We start from the raw sequence: 17,557 nt of genomic DNA on the forward strand, positions 1-17,557 counted from the left end.
ATCTTGTAACGGCTGTGTGTGCCCTGCATGAGCAGGAAGCAGATTGTAAATCGTTTGTTCACGATTCGAAATTAAACATTTTGAATTAGAAAACAAATCCTACAGTCTGATATTTTTCCAGAGGGTGCAAGTCCCTTATGAGCGGATTGAAAACCCGAATCATTAGTACGTCGCAAGGTGGTTTATCGTGAGGTATGCACTGAAGGCAGCGAAACGACAAAATCCGGTACTGACGTACAGGAACGTCATATGAGGCAAGTTAACGAGGATAAGCGTCCACAGCAACGTAACGTCCGAAGATTATCAAAATCGTTGATTTGTAGATGACGCAGGAATCGGAGGAAGGAAGAAGCTCTTACCGGGGGAGGTCTTGACAACTACGAGTTGGTTAGGTCAAGAAGTCAGCAGAAGTCATAGTACTTGTGGCAACGAGTTGCAAATAGAAACTGCATAGGTCTCACAATCAAGGAAGGACAGAACGCATTGAGGTTCTTAATTTTCAACGGAATGACGCAAGTTATAGCCCTGAAAAACAAGAACAGGTTAACCGATTAAAACAACAAAATGATTGCACGAGTAGTACATCCTTACAATCTTCAAAAAGCATTGGAACATGTTATTTCCAATCGAGGCAGTGCAGGCGTTGATGGCGTAAAAGTCAGCCAACTCAAAGAAGGTTTTCCGAAACGAAAACCACAACTGCTAGAAGATATTGCAAACGGAAACTACTGCTCACAACCCATTTTGGGAGTAGAAATTCCTAAGGGGAACGGCAAAGTCCGTCTTTTGGGAGTTCCTACCACTACCGACCGAGTGTTGCAACAAGCCGTATCGCAGGTTATAGCACCATTATTCGAAACCGAGTTTAGTAGCAATAGTTTTGGATTTCGCCCCAACAAGAATGCCCGACAAGCCGTTGGACAATCACGGGACTACATCCATCAAGGGTTGAACCACATTGTGGACATTGACCTCAAGAACTTCTTTGATGAAGTAGACCATTGTTTATTACTGAATTTAGTCTATCGAAAAGTGAAATGTAAAACTACGATGCGACTCATCCGAAAATGGTTGCGTGCGCCAATACAAATCAAAGGAAAACTACAGAAAAGACGCAAGGGCGTTCCGCAAGGAAGTCCACTCAGTCCGTTATTGTCGAATATTCTACTCCATGAATTGGACAAAGAAATGACAAGACGCAAATACAAATTTGTACGTTATGCCGATGATTTTAGTATTTATTGTACGAGCCACAACGGGGCAAAAGCGACAGCACAAGCACTTGTTAAATTCTTGAAAACAAAGCTCAAACTGACCATCAACGAGGAGAAAAGCGGGATAAAACGTCCTGTTCACTTCACGATTTTGGGATTCGGATTTGTGCCAACTTACAAGAAAGGAAGCAAGAACGATTATCAATTGGTAGTGGCAGAAAAAGCATGGAAGAAACTAAAAGAAAAGCTCAAAAGCATTAGCCGTAAAACCGCACCAGTCAAACTAGAAGACCGTATTGCCAAGATAAACGAAATTCAGCGAGGATGGTTAAACTATTTTCGGGGAACAAGTATCATGGGAAAATTACGTGACATAGATGGCTGGTTAAGAAACCGACTTCGGTACTGCATTTGGCACGACTGGAAAAAACCCGAACGGAAAAGGAAAAACCTCATACGACTAGGAATTGACCAAGACCACGCCTATGCATGGAGTCGGACTCGAAAAGGTGGTTGGGCGATTGCTCAGAGTCCAATTTTGGGGTCTACCATCACTTTGAAGCGCTTAAAACAAAAAGGGTATCAATCATTAACCGATGTTTATATCGAACTTAACCCATCTCTTTGCGAACCGCCGAATACGTGACCCGTACGTTCGGTGGTGTGAGAGGCGCAGTCCGTCCTATTCGGGGCGGACCCGTCTACTCGATTGGCAGTTCGTTGTTTTTTCAGTTCAACTTATTTTTTATAAATGCAATTGTAGTGTTTTCGTTTTGAATTTTTCAATTAGCATTATATTTATGTCAAATTTTCGATTCTATTTCCGTGAATTGTTCCAAAAATACAAAGATTGTAATTTACAAAAGTTTCAAATTCATTTCTGCTATTTTTCAAAAAGTTTCGGTGGTTTATAATATTAAATTTTGCAATTATTAAAGTTACTTATTTTGATTTAATATTCAAAAATATTTGGATTATTGCAAGAGCAAGCCCAATAAATACCATTGGAAATCCAATCCAAAAACACACTCGGTTTTCACTATTAATATTAAATAACATTAATCCAATTCCAACACATTGTACTATAATCCCAACAATTGATAAAGTATATTTTTTCATATTTTAAATTTTGTTTATTTAATTACTTATTTTGATTTTTTTTTACAATGACTGCCAACTTGTATACATGCGACACAAACCTTCGCCTATCCATCCCTATTTAGGTGTAAAAGCGAAGGTTTGTTCCGCCTTATTGTCTTTTCAAATATATTAAAATATTCCTACAAATGTAAAACAAATTAATAAAAATAAGATTCCCACGGAATGACAAGATTGCGGCCATTTGCTACAAAGAAGAAAAACCGTTTTAACTATGATGCTCGACAAGCTGTAGGTGATTGCTTTCCCGAAAAATCGGGATCGGTTATTCCTAGCAATGACTAACGACAAAACGTTTATACTTAACTCGACTGTACCAAGAAATTGATTTTTAACCTTTGAAGTTGATTTTTATGGTTGACTTTTGAAGTTGACTTTTGAATTTTGCTTTTTGAAGTTGATTTTTGAAGTTGACTTTTGAAGTTGATTTTTGATTTTTGAAGTTGATTTTTGAAGTTGATTTTTGCTTTTGAAAATTTCCTTTTGAAAAACTATATATAAAAAATAGCCCTGATCCCAGCGGCATCCTCTTGTGAAGCGCAAGCGTAACAAGAGATACAGCGGAGAGCAGGACTAAAAGTTCTTTGAATTCTAATTATTATGCTCCTAAATTTACTTAGGTAAACTCTTAAAGCCCATATTGTATAGCGTAAAAGCTTGGATATCTACATTTTCCTGAATGGTAGCTGCTACTGATTTTCCGGCACCGTGACCTGCTTTTACATCAATTCGAATCAACGTTGGGTTGTCTCCCGTTTGCTTTTCTTGCAACTCGGCAGCAAATTTAAAACTGTGTGCTGGCACTACCCTATCATCATGATCACCTGTAGTCACCATAGTCGCGGGATAATGTGTACCTGCTTTTACGTTTTGTACTGGCGAGTAGCCTTTGATGTACTCAAACATTTCTTTGCTGTCTTGCGCTGTACCGTAATCATACGCCCAACCTGCACCTGCTGTAAACGTGTGATAACGCAACATATCCATCACGCCTACTGCTGGCAAAGCCACTTTCATCAAATCGGGACGCTGTGTCATGGTCGCGCCTACAAGCAAACCTCCATTTGACCCACCACGAATAGCTAGAAAATTAGTCGAAGTATACTTTTGCGCAATCAAATATTCGGCTGCAGCGATAAAGTCATCAAATACGTTTTGCTTTTGCATTTTGGTTCCTGCATCATGCCATTTTTTACCATATTCTCCTCCTCCACGTAAATTTGGAACAGCAAAAACACCACCATTCTCCATCCAAACCGCATTAGAAATACTAAAGCTAGGTGTTAAACTCACATTAAAACCTCCGTAACCATAAAGGATCGTTGGATTTTTCCCGTTTAACTTTAGCCCTTTTTTATAGGTAATAATCATTGGAATCTTAGTACCGTCTTTTGAGTTATAAAACACTTGTTTTGACTCATAGTTCTCACTGTTAAAATCGACTTTTGGCTTGGCATAAACCGCAGATTTTCCGGCTTTGGGATCAAAACTATAAATTGTTCCAGCTGTTGTGTAATTAGTAAAAAAATAGTAAAGGTTTTTGTCGTCTCGCTTTCCGCTAAAACCTCCTGCAGTCCCTATGGCTGGCAACTGAATCTCGCGCACCAACTTACCGGTGTAATCATATTGCATGACTACCGAAATGGCATCTTTCATGTAATTAGCAAAAAAGTACCCACCACCTTTTGTTGGTGACAAGACGTTTTGCGTTTCTGGAATAAAATCAACCCAATTGGCTGGTACAGGGTTATTGAAGTCTACCGTCACAATGCGTTTGTTGGGTGCATTCAAATCGGTATCAATCCATAATTTACTGCCTTGCGTTTCCATGATACTGTTGTCGCTATTGAAATTATCGACAATGGTTACAATTGGGCTGTCTGGCGTTTTTAGGCTTTTGATGTACAATTCGTTTCCATAGGTAGAATTGGCCGCTGAGATCACTAAATAAGCATCATCCTCGGTTACGTAGCCGCCAACATAACGTCGTTTTTGGTCTGAACCAAAGATGACTTGGTCGTCTTTTTGGGCCGTTCCTAATTTGTGGAAATATAATTTGTGTTGGTCTGTTTTTGCCGAAAGTTCACTTCCTTTTGGTTTTTCGTAACTTGAATAGTAGAAACCTTCGTTTCCTCTCCATGACAATCCACTGAATTTTACGTCAATAATGGTGTCTTCTATCACTTTTTTGGATACTGCGTCCATGATGATTACTTTTCTCCAATCACTACCACCCTCAGAAATGGCGTAGGCAACTTTCGAACCATCTTTTGAGAAATCCATTCCACCTAGAGAAGTGGTTCCGTCTTTTGAAAATGTATTTGGATCCAAGAAAACCTCTTCTTTACCAGAAGCATCTTTTCTGTACACTACAGATTGATTTTGAAGTCCGTTATTTTTGGAATAATAAGTAAAGTTTCCCTCTTTGGATGGTGCACCTATTTTTTCGTAATTCCACAATTTCTCCATTCGAGATTTAAGTGCCTCACGAAAAGGAATTTTATCTAAATAACCGTACGTTACTTCATTTTGAGCTTTTACCCAAGCCGCAGTTTCTGCAGATCGATCGTCTTCAAGCCAGCGATACGGATCGGCAACGGTGGTACCAAAATAAGTGTCGGTTACATTTCCTTTTTGTGTTTGTGGATACTTGGGCGCATTTTGTCCCAAAGCCGAGATTGTTGTCATTAATAATAGTATTTTTTTCATAAAGGTGCATTTAGTAAGCCTAACAAAAATAGGGAATTAGAATTATACTTTTAAAACCATCTCGAAATTATAAATGGCTTGTGTGCTTTTTTTACACCAACTTAAAAATGTAAGAACATTTAAGAATGATCTGTATATAATTTTGCAACTCCCATTGTAGAAATCAATGAAATCTAAAATAATGCAAGTGTTTTTTTAAACCATTAAGAGATTAAGAAAATTAAGCTTTCTTGACTTAATCTAACTTAATCTCTTAATGGTAAATGATAATTAACTATGGATTGAATCCTTTACAAATCAAAGTTCAGTCCTAGAACAATGTTGCGACCAATGTTCGGAATCCCATCTGTTTTTAGACGTGAAAGGTGTGCGATATACGTTTTATTAAAAAGGTTATTGGCATTTAAGTTCATTCTAAATTTAGTTTCACCTAATGAAACTGTACCACCTAAACCAAGATTAACTAGATTATAACCGCTAGATGCCGTTTCGAATCCGCTAACATTATTTTGCTTGAAAGTGCTGTTCCAACTCAAAGATGCGAATCCATCTTTCAACCAATTTTTCATTTTAAATTCTGTTCGAATGGTGTTATTCCAGTTGTTCGCAGGAATTAAAGGTAGGTAGTCATTGTTTTGTTTTTTTCCGGTAACGGTAGAAAAACTAGTTTCAAAATGCAACCAATCCAAAGGATGTGGATGAAAATGCAACCCTGATTCACCACCAAATAACTTGGCATCATTCTGAATATATTCATAAACCAAATTGTCTTCCAAGGTAGCACCAGTTGGGTTGATGTAGATGTAATTGTTGATGTGGTTGTAAAAACCATTGACAAAAAATTCAAAATGCGAATTTTTATATTCTAAATTTAAGTCTGTTTGTACATTTTGTTCGTTTTTCAAATTTGCGTTTCCTATCTCGTAGCGGTACGTACCCTCGTGAACCCCATTTGAAGAAAGTTCTGCTAGATTAGGCGCTCTAAATCCTGAAGCCACGTTTAGACGTAAAATTAAATCGGTAGCCAAATTTGTTTTGTACCCTAGTGCCGCATTTACACTGTTAAAAGAACGATCGATGGCTTGAAAATACCCTTCTGTACCCAAGTCGCCATATTCTTCTGTGTTTACTTTTCGGTTGTCAAAACGTAAACCACCTTGAAGCACATTGCTTTTCCACTCATAATTTGCCGTTCCAAACACCCCAAAATCATTTGTTTTAGCATCCGGAATCAAAAATTCTTCTCCGGCATTGGTATTTGTTTGGCGCATTCCTTGCACACCCACAATCGATTCTACCGCACCCATTTTTGGTAAGTGGTACTTGGCATTGAAATTAAAGGTATTCAGCTGCATTTGTAAAATCGCAGCCGGACTGTCTTCATATTCGCGACGGTTGTTGGCAATATAACCCAAATCCAAATCTAGCTTTGATGCTCCAAGATACACTACCGAATTCAAACTCAATAAATGATTATCGATCCCTTGACGTGGATATTCAGTGTCCTTGGATTTTGATTGCGTTGCAATGCCCTCTTCTGGAATTCCTAAATCCAAGCCATTGTAATTGTATCTAAAAACTGTTGAGAAATCAGAATTACTGTACCCTATTCCGGTCTTAAAGTCTGTTTCATTGTAGCGGGTGTTGGTAACGCGCTCACCGTCTGGAATTTTATAGTCAGAATGGGTCGAAAAATTACCTCTCACCAAATATTTCCAATTATCGGTAGACCCTTTTAATCCCAACGAGGAACTTGACCCCAAAGTATTCGAAAATAACTTTTGACTAAAATTAGTTTTAAAGGTATTGGCATCAGCAAATTTTTCGGGATTAAAATATAAAACTCCACCCAAAGCATCAGAGCCATACAACAAAGAAGCTGGACCTTTGATCACCTCAACACTTTCGATTCCGGAATCATTTAATCCCAAGCCATGCTCATCGCCAAACTGTTGGTTTTCTATTCGAACACCTTGAGAGTACACCAAAACACGATTACCACTCAAACCACGAATTACAGGCTTACCAATGGATGTACCGGTTGAAACTTGAGAAACCCCAGGAATAGTTGCCAAACCCTCGATCAATGTTGATGTTCCTTTTTCCTGCAGCGACTGAATACTCTCGTGCGTGACCTTCATCACATTTTGTGACTGAATCTTATTGAAAGCAGTCGAAACAATTACCTCATCCATTTCGAACAAGGATTCTACCATCGTAACATTTAATGTTTCTAAATTTTGCGTAAGGTTTACAGTTTTATTTTGAGTACCAAACCCCACCAAAACAAAGCGTACATTTAGTTCCCCTTTTGGCAAATTCGAAAATGAATATTCTCCTTTTGCATTGGTAGTAGTTCCTTTGTGCAGTTCAGGAATATACACTGAAACCGCTGGTAATGATTGGTTTTGGATCGAATTGACAACTCCCGATAATCGTTGTTGTGCTTGTAAAAATGTGGTAAGCCCTAAAAATAGGACAAGTATATAATTTTTCATTTTTGTTTAAATACATAAAGTTATTCGTCTCCTTTTCGAAAAAAAGAAACATCGTTGCAGTGGCTCTGCGAGTAGAAAGGTCAAACAGATTTTTTAAAATTCTTCAATTTCTAGCTGCTGTTTTTCTAAATTTCGATAAATATGATTAACAACCATAATCAGGTTATTAGTATCGAAATATCATTCGAAAAAACAGAGGAAACACCAAAATGAAAATGCCGCGGATAGCTAGCTTTCATTTGGATTTAAAAAATTTAAAGTTTATTTACGAAATAAAAGGAGGCCCTCGAAGGGAATATAGACTTCCTGAAAAACTAGCCATTATCTCAGAAGTTACCGAGAAATAAGGAATAAGTTCGTAATTGGAATAGAACTGATACTGCGCTATTTCGCTCGAAATGTAGTTTCCAAATGAAAAATGGCATACACTACAGGACTCAGCTTTGTAATGCTGGTGGGTAATTTGCGATTTATTTCCCTCATTGTCGTGATGACAAAAATGTTGGGCTACTTGCTCAAAATGGTGTACATGCGCATGCAGGGATTGAACTAATATTGATAACAATAAAGTAAACCCCAGAGAAAAAGCGATAAAAATTTGTTTCTTCTTCATGCGAGGCAAAGATAGGAAAACATTTTTTGGTTGTGTGGAAAAGGGTGGCCACGAATTTTCAGTTTGTTCTTTAAAGTTTATGGATCCGTTTTGGCTTGCGTCTTTTTGGACACGTCCCGAAGCGTCGGGATCACAAATTGTCACGAATTTTAAAATGCTTAACAATTAGACGAATTTGCTGTTGTCATATTGGGATGAAAGTAGACACGAATTACACGAATTGGCACGAATTCTTAAACTCTTAAAAAATTACACGAATCTGCTGTTGTCCTCTTGGGATTAAAGTAGACACAAATTGCACGAATTGTCACGAATTTTACAATGCTTAAGAATTACACGAATTTTGTTTTTGTCGTTTTGGGATTAAAAGCGTTTTCATAATGTACGTTGCACGAGAATTATTTCTGTAGATGTTGACCTATTTAAATACTTGAGCAACTTTACTGAGATGCTTTCAGCGAGATAAACTTGGTGGGTAGTTTTCGTAGAAAATATATTGCTTGAAATTGACTTGCGGGTTGTGAAAACGAGAGAATAAATTACGAATTAATCACATAACACTACATTTTATTTTTTTCTGGGTTTTGATAATTATTCCAAAAACGAACAAGTTCTACAGCATCATCACTTACTCGATAGAATAGTGAAATTTGCTTCACTATTACAACTTCAAAAACTCCTTTGCTATTTGTAGGTCTAAAATTGATATTACCCTTTTGAAGAATCGCGATATTTGCGTCGACTTTGTCGATAAAATTTCTAGCCGACGCTAAGCCCCAATATCCCATTAAATAATCAATGTTATCATAGTAATCTAATTCTGATTGGTTTGACCAAATTACAGCCTTCATTAAATATTAAAACAAGTGAGGAAAACGTTTTTTTCTTTCTCTAACTACTTCTTCATGTGACTTCACATTACCATTTCTAATATCTTGTAGTCCTATTTCAATAGCTTTTAACTGGTCTTCAGTCAAAATTTTCTCTGCAGTAAAATTATCTTCTTCTATTTCGTCAATGGGTACAATAGCATAGGCTTTCCCTTTTGCGCTGTGGACTATCACTTTCTCATTTTCAGAAATAGCTAGGTATTTTTTCATGTTTCCTCGAAATTCCGTAACATTTATTGCGATCATAACTTACTATTTTAATCAAAGGTACATAAATCTGTACAGATATGAACTTGCAGGTACAAAAAAGCAGACACGAATTGTCACGAATTTTAATGCCCACAACAATTACACGAATTTACTGTTGTCATCTTGGAATTCAAAGCGTTTTCACAATGTAAATTGCACGAGGATTATTTCTATAGATGTTTACCTACTTAAATACTGGAGCAACTTCACCAAGACGCTTTCAGCGAGACAAACTTGGTGGGTGGTTTGCGTAGAAAATATATTGTTTGAAATTGTCTTGCGAGTTGTGAACACTGGAATCTTTTTGGACACAAATTGAAACTACTATTCATCAGTTGCCTCCAGCTTTAGCTGGGGGTGCAATTAGAATTATTTAAATTGGGCTTTAGCCAAAACTATGATTATGGCTAAAGCCTTTTCTTTTATTTCTCATTTTTACTCCAGCTAAAGCTGGAGGCAATTAATTTTATAAAATAGTACTACAGAATAGTTTCAAAAAATAAAATTGAAAGAATTCTCGGCCTAACCTTCAAAATTATTCGTGAGAATTCGTGTAATTTGTGGCAAAACCTTTTAAATCAAAAAAAAACCATCTAATTCTCTTATTTGAGAACCAGATGGTTTGTATAATTAAACTAAAAAAGTGTTACACCAATTTGGCAGCAATTAAATATTCAGCAATTTGAATAGTGTTTGTTGCAGCTCCTTTTCTTAAGTTATCAGCAACAACCCACATATTTAGGGTGTTGTCTTGGCTTTCGTCACGACGAATACGCCCTACGAAAACTTCGTTTTTACCTTCAGCATATTTTGGCATTGGGTAGGTAAAGGTATCTAAGTTGTCTTGAACTACTACTCCGTCCGTTTGGCTTAGTAATTTACGAACTTCACTTTCGTCAAAATCATTAGTAAACTCCACATTGATTGCTTCACTGTGTCCTCCTACTACGGGTACACGTACTGCAGTAGCGGTTACACGGATGCTATCATCGCTCAATATTTTTTTAGTTTCGTTCACCAATTTCATTTCTTCTTTGGTGTATCCGTTTTCTGTAAAACTATCACATTGTGGAATACAGTTACGGTTGATTTCGTATTTGTATACCATATCTCCTTTTACACCTGCAACTTCATTTTCGAATTGTTGCACGGCTTTTACTCCCGTACCCGTGATTGATTGGTAGGTTGAGATAACCAAACGTTTGATATTGTATTTTTTGTGCAAAGGTGCCAATGCTAATACCATTTGAATAGTTGAGCAGTTTGGATTTGCGATGATTTTGTCGTCTTTAGTCAATTCGTTAGCATTGATTTCTGGCACTACCAATTTTTTGGTAGGGTCCATTCTCCAAGCCGATGAGTTATCGATAACCGTAGTTCCAGCTTCGGCAAATTTCGGTGCCCACTCCAATGAAGTTTCGCCACCTGCAGAGAACAAAGCGATATCTGCTTTCATATCTACAGCTGTTTGCAAGCCAACTACTTTGTATTTAGTTCCTTTGAATTCAATTTCTTTTCCAACTGATTTCTCAGATGCAACTGGAATCAATTCTGTTACAGGAAAATTTCTTTCAGCCAATACTTTTAACATGATCTCGCCCACCATACCGGTAGCTCCTACTACTGCTATTCTCATCGTATATTTTATTTTTTATTGCTACTTTGCTATTTGAACTGCAAAAGTAGGTAATATCTATTTCTAAACAAGCACGCTAACAAAAAATAACAAATTGTTACAAATATAACTTTTTAGAATTTAACGTCCATTCAAACAGTATAATTGCCCTAGCAACTAGTACATGAATTTATCTAGTATGTTGGATAACCTAAAATTAGAAGATAAAACCCCGCAAATAACTACAGCAAATGATAAACATATTGATGATTTGTAACCTAAAGTACAACCCATATTTTTTTAAACCTGATATCCATAGAATCACCAAAGTATGCTATAAAGAAAAACCGCCTCGATTAGGAGGCGGTTTAGTTAGAATATATTGTGTAACGGTGCTTATTTTTTTAACAAATCTCTAATTTGCATCAACAACTCTTCTTGAGTTGGACCTGCTGGTGCTGGTGCTGCAGCTTCTTCTTTCTTTTTAGTAGCTTCAGCTGCTCTTAGGATAACAAAGATAAAGAAAGCAACGATTACGAAGTTGATGATCGCTTGTACCAAGTTACCATAAGTGATTACAGCTGCTCCGGCCTCTTTTGCTGCATCAAGATTTGCATAGGTTTCTCCATTTAATGCGATAAACTTTGTTGTAAAATCTACACCACCTGTAATCAAGCCAACAATTGGCATGATGATATCTTCTACTGCAGAACCAATCACTTTACCAAATGCACCACCAATTACTACGGCAGTTGCCAAACTTAAAACGTCACCTTTCATTAAAGATGCCTTGAAATCGCTAAAAAATCCCATATCTACTTATTTTTAATTTATATAACAGCTAAATTACATTTTATTTTAACACTTTTTAACAATTGTTACAGCTATTTTTCAGAACTATCGATAAAACACACGTTTTACTCGTTGAGATACGCTAGTCATTATTTCGTACGGTATGGTATGCAGTGCTTCAGCCATTTCGACTACTGTTGGACTTTCACCAAAAATAATCACATCATCCCCTTCTTGGCATTCGATAGCCGTAACATCAACCATTAACATGTCCATACAGACACTTCCTAAAATCTTAGCTTTTTGGTTTTTGATGGTTACAAAACCTAGTTCATTCCCCCATCCTCGCGAAATTCCATCGGCATAACCAATGGGAATAGTGGCTACCTTCGTTTCTTTTTGTGCCATAAAACGACGACTATAACCTACACTGTCTCCTGCCGGAATGGTACGTATTTGTGAAATAACCGATTTTAATGTCCCTACGTTTTCCAAAAAACGCTGTTCATCTGGATTGTTTGACACACCATAAATTCCGATTCCCAAACGTACCATGTCGTACTGAGCCTCTGGAAAATTACTGATTCCGGATGTGTTTAAAATATGTCGAATAGGATTGTACCCCAACTCTGTTACTAATTGAGAAGACAATTCGTCAAAAAGGCGGATTTGACTATTGGCAAACTCACGATGATTTGTGTCGTCGCTAGTTGCCATGTGCGACAAAATACTTTTGACTTGCACAGCATCATTATTTTTTAAAATAGCGATTAATTCCGAAATATCTTTTCGCTCAAACCCAAGACGGTGCATTCCAGTATCAATTTTTATATGAATTGGGAAGTTTTTTAATTGTTTGGTTGCTGCAATTTTCAAGAAATTATTTAAACCTCTCAAACTATAAATTTCCGGTTCTAATTGGTGCTGAATGATAGATGCAAAACTAGTACTCTCAGGATTGAGTACCATAATAGGCAAACGAATACCATCTTTTCTCAATGAAATTCCTTCGTCAGCAAAAGCGACACCCAAATAATCCACTTGATAATGTTCTAGCAAACTAGCAATTTCGAGACCTCCATTGCCATAGCCAAATGCTTTCACCATCACCATTATTTTGACCTTCGGCTTCAATTTCGATCTAAAAAAATTGAGATTATCACTCAAAGCATTTAGATTGATTTCGAGCACCGTTTCATGCTTTTTTTGCTCTAATGCTGCCACAATTTCTTCAAACTCAAAAGAACGTGCTCCTTTTATCAAAATTGTTTCATTCGAAAAATCTAAATTTTCAAAATCAGCCAAAAAATGCGCGGTATCTGGATAAAATTGACCATTTACAAACTGCTCTTTAAAGCTTGATATCGTATCACCTACACCTATCACTCGGGTAATGTGATTGGCTTCGATCAATTTTGAGACTTGATGGTACAAAACAGCATCTGTCAAGCCACTCTGAAAAATATCAGATAAAATAACCGTTTTCTTTTCGAACTTTTTTTGCCCTTCCAGAAAATCCAACGCTATTTTTAAACTTTGAAAATCGGAGCTATAACTATCGTCAATCAAATTGCAATTGTTGATTCCGTTTTTCACTTCCAAACGCATTTCAACAGGATACAAAAGCGCCATTCTCGCGTTTATGCTCACCTCATCATACTTCATATATAGGAGCACCAACAGGCAAGTGATAGCATTTTCGACCGAAGCTTTGTCTTCAAACGGAATTTCAATCTCAAAAATAGCGCCTTCAAAACGATAGGTAATGGTAGTCTTTTGATCTTCGAAGGTAGTTTTCGAAATAAACACAGCCGCAGATTCATCCACATCACTCCATGAAAAAGTAGTAATCGTTGGCGCAATCAAGGCATCGACTTTGGGATCTTTTTTATAAATAAGAACTGAAACACGCTCAAAAAGTTTCAGTTTCTCTTTGATTTTTTGATTGGTATTTTCAAAACCCTCATCGTGCGATGTACCTATGTTGGTCAAAACACCGATAGTAGGCTGCACAATGGGTTCGAGCTTTTCCATCTCAGACACGGTAGAAATTCCGGCTTCGAATATCCCTAGATTGTGTTTTTCGTTAATACCAATAACCGACAACGGAACGCCTACTTGTGAATTAAAACTTTTGGGACTGCGGATAATGGTATAATCCGGACTCAACAAAAAGTTAAGCCATTCTTTTACAATCGTTTTACCATTGCTCCCTGTAATACCAATGACTGGAAAATGGAAAAGTCCGCGGTAGTATATGGCAAACTTTTGCAAAGCCTCCAAAGTGTTTTCGACCACCAAAAAGTTTGCTTTATCAACCAATTCTTCTGGAATGTACCGCACAACAAAATTGCGAACACCACCAGCAATAAGATCTTTTATGTATTGATGACCGTCATTATTAGGTCCTATTATCGAAAAAAACAAGGTAGCATTACCATTGTGTGAAGATCGGCTATCGATGGATACATGATCAATGGTTTCCGCACTAACATTGGAAGTACAATTCGCCCCTAAAATCGAAATAATATTGTTTAACTGAATACTCATAATCGTTTTGAATCTTCTTCAAAAATAACACTTCTTAGTCAGTTTACGAACAACCAACATGACAAATACCACAAATGAATTTGATCGCTCTACAATACAAAGCCGCCAAACCTATTATGATACTACAATTTTATTATATTTGTTTATCGAACCAAAAACAGTATTTTGAAAAAATTTCTCGTACCCTTTTCATATCTCTTTCACCCACTGTTCATTCCGTTGTATGCGACTTTTTTTTACGTCTTTGCAAATCATTCGACGCAAATCACAAAAGAAAAATTATTGATTTTTTTACAGGTATTTGTAGTCACTGTCGTATTGCCCTTGCTGGTTTTTTATTTACTAAAATCGCTTGGAACTATCAGCTCGATGATGGCACCCAAAATTAGCGAACGTAAATTGCCACTGGTTATACAGTCTTTTTTATTGATTTTGTTGGTAAAAAAAGGAATTACAGTAGAAAGATATCCTGAGTTTCACTTTTTTTTCTTGGGAGCCTTACTCAGTACTCTACTCGCTTTGGTACTATTATTTTTAAAGACAAAAGCCAGCTTACACATGATGGGTATAAGTGCATTGACGCTCTTTGTACTTGGATTAAGCATGCATTTTCAAACTCAAAACACCTATTGGATTAGCTTTTTCATCTTAATGAATGGTGTTGTAGCATCATCCCGACTAGAAATGAAAGCTCATAGTCCATACGAACTCAGTATTGGTTTTTTGATTGGTAGTGTTCCGCAAATACTATTGCTGTACGTTTGGTTATAAAATGTAGAAAACCAACCCTAAATTTAGCGCATTCATTTTAATTTTTTCATTCGAAATGGCAGCTGATTTAAACAAAGAATTCAAACCATAATAGGCATAAATATTAAAGGTGTTATAACCTGTTGCTAAATAGATTCCGTATTGAAATTTATTAAAGTCGGTATTGTTATTGATTTTTGTGGTCACATTGTCAACAGTTGAAACGTAGTGATCATATAGTACATAACTAAATTTTACGCCCCCATAAATTCTCCAAAACTTATACGATTGATAGGTTGATGTACGCCAACGAAATTCCAATGGAACATCAATGGACAACTGTGAAAATCTATTTTTGCTATAATCAGCATCCGATGCAAACAAAGAATAGGTATTGCTTTGCCCAGTTGGAGTGATGTTTAGGTTTTGCAAATAATTGTTGTATGTAAAACCAACACCCGTAGCAAGGGCTATTGTTCTCGTTTTATTCACAGGCATATCCCTCAAAAAACCCGCAGAAAACCCCGTGCTAAATTTAGTTTGATCCAAGCTTGCCGGCCTATTCTGTAACGTATTATACGTAAATCCAAAATAAAACTGATCTTCACGGTATAACGAATCAGCAACTATGATAGTTGGTTTTTCAAGTACCTCCTCTTCCTGTGCTTGTATGCTAACAAATGAAAAAAGAGTAAAAAGAAGCAGTAATTGTCGCATGGAAATCTGAGATTTTAGTTTGAAAACCCTATTCAAGTGGCAAACAGAATTTAATACAAATATAAAAAATTTAATGCAGGAAGATACCCGTTATCAAATTACATCCTTTTTTATCCCTAAAAACAAAAACCACCAAACTATAAAGTATAGCCTGGTGGTTTTAACAAATAATCTAACAACGATTTTATTTTTTTACAATCTTAGAAATTGATGATTTATTATCAGAAACAATTTTTACAAAATATACTCCAGAAGATAAACTAGAGATAGAAAGTTGGTGATTTGTAGAAACATTTTTTGCAGAAAGAACAGTAGCTCCAAGGCTATTAAACACTGTAATATCTCCTCCATTAATCGAGTTAATAGTAACCGCATCTGTCGTTGGATTTGGGTACATGCTCACACCTTCTAATGTGTTTTCTTTTACACCTAGAGTTGTTGCAATAGTCGCAGACATTTTATCAAAATAGAATATATTTCCGTTAGCCGCATTTGTAGGTGCTCCATCAGTATAATTTACACCAAAAAACATGGTAACTCCTTCGATTCCTGCATCTGTAAATGGCAAGTCAAAAGTTAACTCTTCCCATGCTCCAGAAAAATTAGTAGTCGACTTAATCGCCGTTGGAAAATTTGATGTATTACTCCCAGATGCATCAGTGGTTTTCAACCTTACAATAATCTCTGCTGGAGTAGTTCTATTTGTTTTAACCCAAAGTTTTACAGTTGCTGTTTTGTTAACAAGTGAATTGGCTGCATAGGTTTTTTTATAGTTACTAAAACTCCAAAAATTACTCGTTTGATCTTCTGTAAATTCATTTTTCATGCTTGCAGAACCTTCTTTTGGCGCTGTAAAAGACAAACTTCTTGAGGCACCGTTACCGGTATAAAAAGCCACCCCAGTTGGATCTTCAAAATTTGGATTTTGAACAAATTCAGAATATTCAGTTGGAGGAATAGTCGTCAAGAATTCGATTTCATCAATAAACAACTTAGCCCCTGCAGGATCTGTAAGAGCACTAGACGCTCTAAACAATAAATCCAAACGAGTAATCTCACCTGTAAGCGCAGTTATATCTAAGTATATTGTTTGATACCCACCCGCCTCTTTAGGCGCTATCACGTTAGATATTGTAGTATTAGGGAAAGATACCCCAGCTCCAGTTGTTCCAGCAGGTCTAAACGTACCTGAAACCTGAACATTCACAGCTTCTGTTAAATTTTTAACTCTTATTTTAATGAAGTTATATACATCTGCGTTCAAAACAATAAAAGCATCAGCACCACCTTGTCCTCTTCTGATGTTTGCATTGTTATTGGTTGCAGAACCTGCTCCATCTGTACGATCTAAAGTAATTTCTCCATCAGCAGTTAATCCACCAGTTGCATTGTAGGCAACTACTCCTGGTCCATAACCTTTTGACCACCCTTGCTCTGTTCCTGTAAAAGTATACTTTGTTGGACCTTGTTGTGCAAACATTGCTGAAGCTGCAAAAAATGCAATTCCGAAAGTTAATTTTTTAAGTAATTTTGTTCTCATAATAGTTTTTATTTATTAATTAGTAGTTTGAATTTAGGATCGAAATGAAAAGAAGCAGCAGGAAACCTTGACAGCAAAACAACTAACTTACACATTAACAAACCCTAACAATACAAAACTACCAATAGAACAACGGCAATATTAAAAGTATTTTAGCACACTATAGTCCTATTTTACCTTATACCCTGTATTTGATAATAATTGTGCATAAAAATTCACAAAGAGTAATTTTTCATGCAAAACAATAGGAATCTGCCAAAAA

At 36.6% G+C, this 17,557-nt stretch carries 13 protein-coding genes; 2 read left to right on the forward strand and 11 right to left on the reverse strand.

Features of this window, described 5'->3' with window-relative positions; translation table 11 throughout:
- Positions 1-564 precede the first annotated feature (564 nt).
- Positions 565-1,860, forward strand: coding sequence for a group II intron reverse transcriptase/maturase (gene ltrA, locus FFWV33_RS02780; protein WP_108739491.1), 1,296 nt, complete (start codon positions 565-567; stop codon positions 1,858-1,860).
- A 296-nt stretch (positions 1,861-2,156) separates the two neighbouring features.
- Here ltrA and FFWV33_RS19275 read toward each other — a convergent pair whose 3' ends face one another.
- The 9 genes from FFWV33_RS19275 to FFWV33_RS02820 form a co-directional block, all read right to left on the reverse strand.
- Positions 2,157-2,333, reverse strand: a complete 177-nt coding sequence (locus FFWV33_RS19275; protein ID WP_159085964.1) for a hypothetical protein — start codon at positions 2,331-2,333, stop codon at positions 2,157-2,159.
- Positions 2,334-2,984: 651 nt separating this feature from the next.
- Complete coding sequence (locus tag FFWV33_RS02790) at positions 2,985-5,081, reverse strand: prolyl oligopeptidase family serine peptidase (protein ID WP_108739493.1); 2,097 nt, start codon at positions 5,079-5,081, stop codon at positions 2,985-2,987.
- A gap of 290 nt (positions 5,082-5,371) precedes the next feature.
- A complete protein-coding gene (locus FFWV33_RS02795) occupies positions 5,372-7,579 on the reverse strand; it encodes a TonB-dependent receptor (protein WP_108739494.1) in 2,208 nt (735 codons plus the stop codon).
- 265 nt (positions 7,580-7,844) lie between these two features.
- The gene (locus FFWV33_RS19280) at positions 7,845-8,192 is read right to left on the reverse strand and encodes a hypothetical protein (protein ID WP_159085965.1); all 348 of its coding nucleotides are present in this window, start codon (positions 8,190-8,192) and stop codon (positions 7,845-7,847) included.
- 560 nt (positions 8,193-8,752) lie between these two features.
- Positions 8,753-9,043, reverse strand: coding sequence for a type II toxin-antitoxin system RelE/ParE family toxin (locus tag FFWV33_RS02800; RefSeq protein ID WP_108739495.1), 291 nt, complete (start codon positions 9,041-9,043; stop codon positions 8,753-8,755).
- Between the two features lie 6 nt (positions 9,044-9,049).
- The gene (locus FFWV33_RS02805; RefSeq protein WP_108739496.1) at positions 9,050-9,328 is read right to left on the reverse strand and encodes a hypothetical protein; all 279 of its coding nucleotides are present in this window, start codon (positions 9,326-9,328) and stop codon (positions 9,050-9,052) included.
- Between the two features lie 649 nt (positions 9,329-9,977).
- Positions 9,978-10,967, reverse strand: coding sequence for an aspartate-semialdehyde dehydrogenase (locus tag FFWV33_RS02810; protein WP_108739497.1), 990 nt, complete (start codon positions 10,965-10,967; stop codon positions 9,978-9,980).
- A gap of 375 nt (positions 10,968-11,342) precedes the next feature.
- Positions 11,343-11,759, reverse strand: a complete 417-nt coding sequence (gene mscL, locus FFWV33_RS02815) for a large conductance mechanosensitive channel protein MscL (protein ID WP_108739498.1) — start codon at positions 11,757-11,759, stop codon at positions 11,343-11,345.
- 84 nt (positions 11,760-11,843) lie between these two features.
- A complete protein-coding gene (locus tag FFWV33_RS02820) occupies positions 11,844-14,288 on the reverse strand; it encodes a bifunctional UDP-N-acetylmuramoyl-tripeptide:D-alanyl-D-alanine ligase/alanine racemase (protein WP_108739499.1) in 2,445 nt (814 codons plus the stop codon).
- A 165-nt stretch (positions 14,289-14,453) separates the two neighbouring features.
- Between FFWV33_RS02820 and FFWV33_RS02825 the strand changes: the two genes are divergently transcribed.
- Positions 14,454-15,059 (forward strand): hypothetical protein, encoded by a 606-nt coding sequence (locus FFWV33_RS02825; RefSeq protein ID WP_108739500.1) that lies wholly within the window; start codon positions 14,454-14,456, stop codon positions 15,057-15,059.
- Here the strand turns inward: FFWV33_RS02825 and FFWV33_RS02830 are convergent.
- Complete coding sequence (locus tag FFWV33_RS02830; RefSeq protein WP_108739501.1) at positions 15,054-15,755, reverse strand: porin family protein; 702 nt, start codon at positions 15,753-15,755, stop codon at positions 15,054-15,056. The genes FFWV33_RS02825 and FFWV33_RS02830 overlap by 6 nt on opposite strands.
- Positions 15,756-15,939: 184 nt before the next feature.
- Positions 15,940-17,295 carry a T9SS type A sorting domain-containing protein gene (locus tag FFWV33_RS02835; protein ID WP_108739502.1) on the reverse strand — a complete coding sequence of 452 codons (1,356 nt, stop codon included), beginning with the start codon at positions 17,293-17,295 and terminating at the stop codon, positions 15,940-15,942.
- Positions 17,296-17,557 lie beyond the last annotated feature (262 nt).

Source organism: Flavobacterium faecale (genome assembly GCF_003076455.1).
GTDB classification, from domain to species: domain Bacteria; phylum Bacteroidota; class Bacteroidia; order Flavobacteriales; family Flavobacteriaceae; genus Flavobacterium; species Flavobacterium faecale.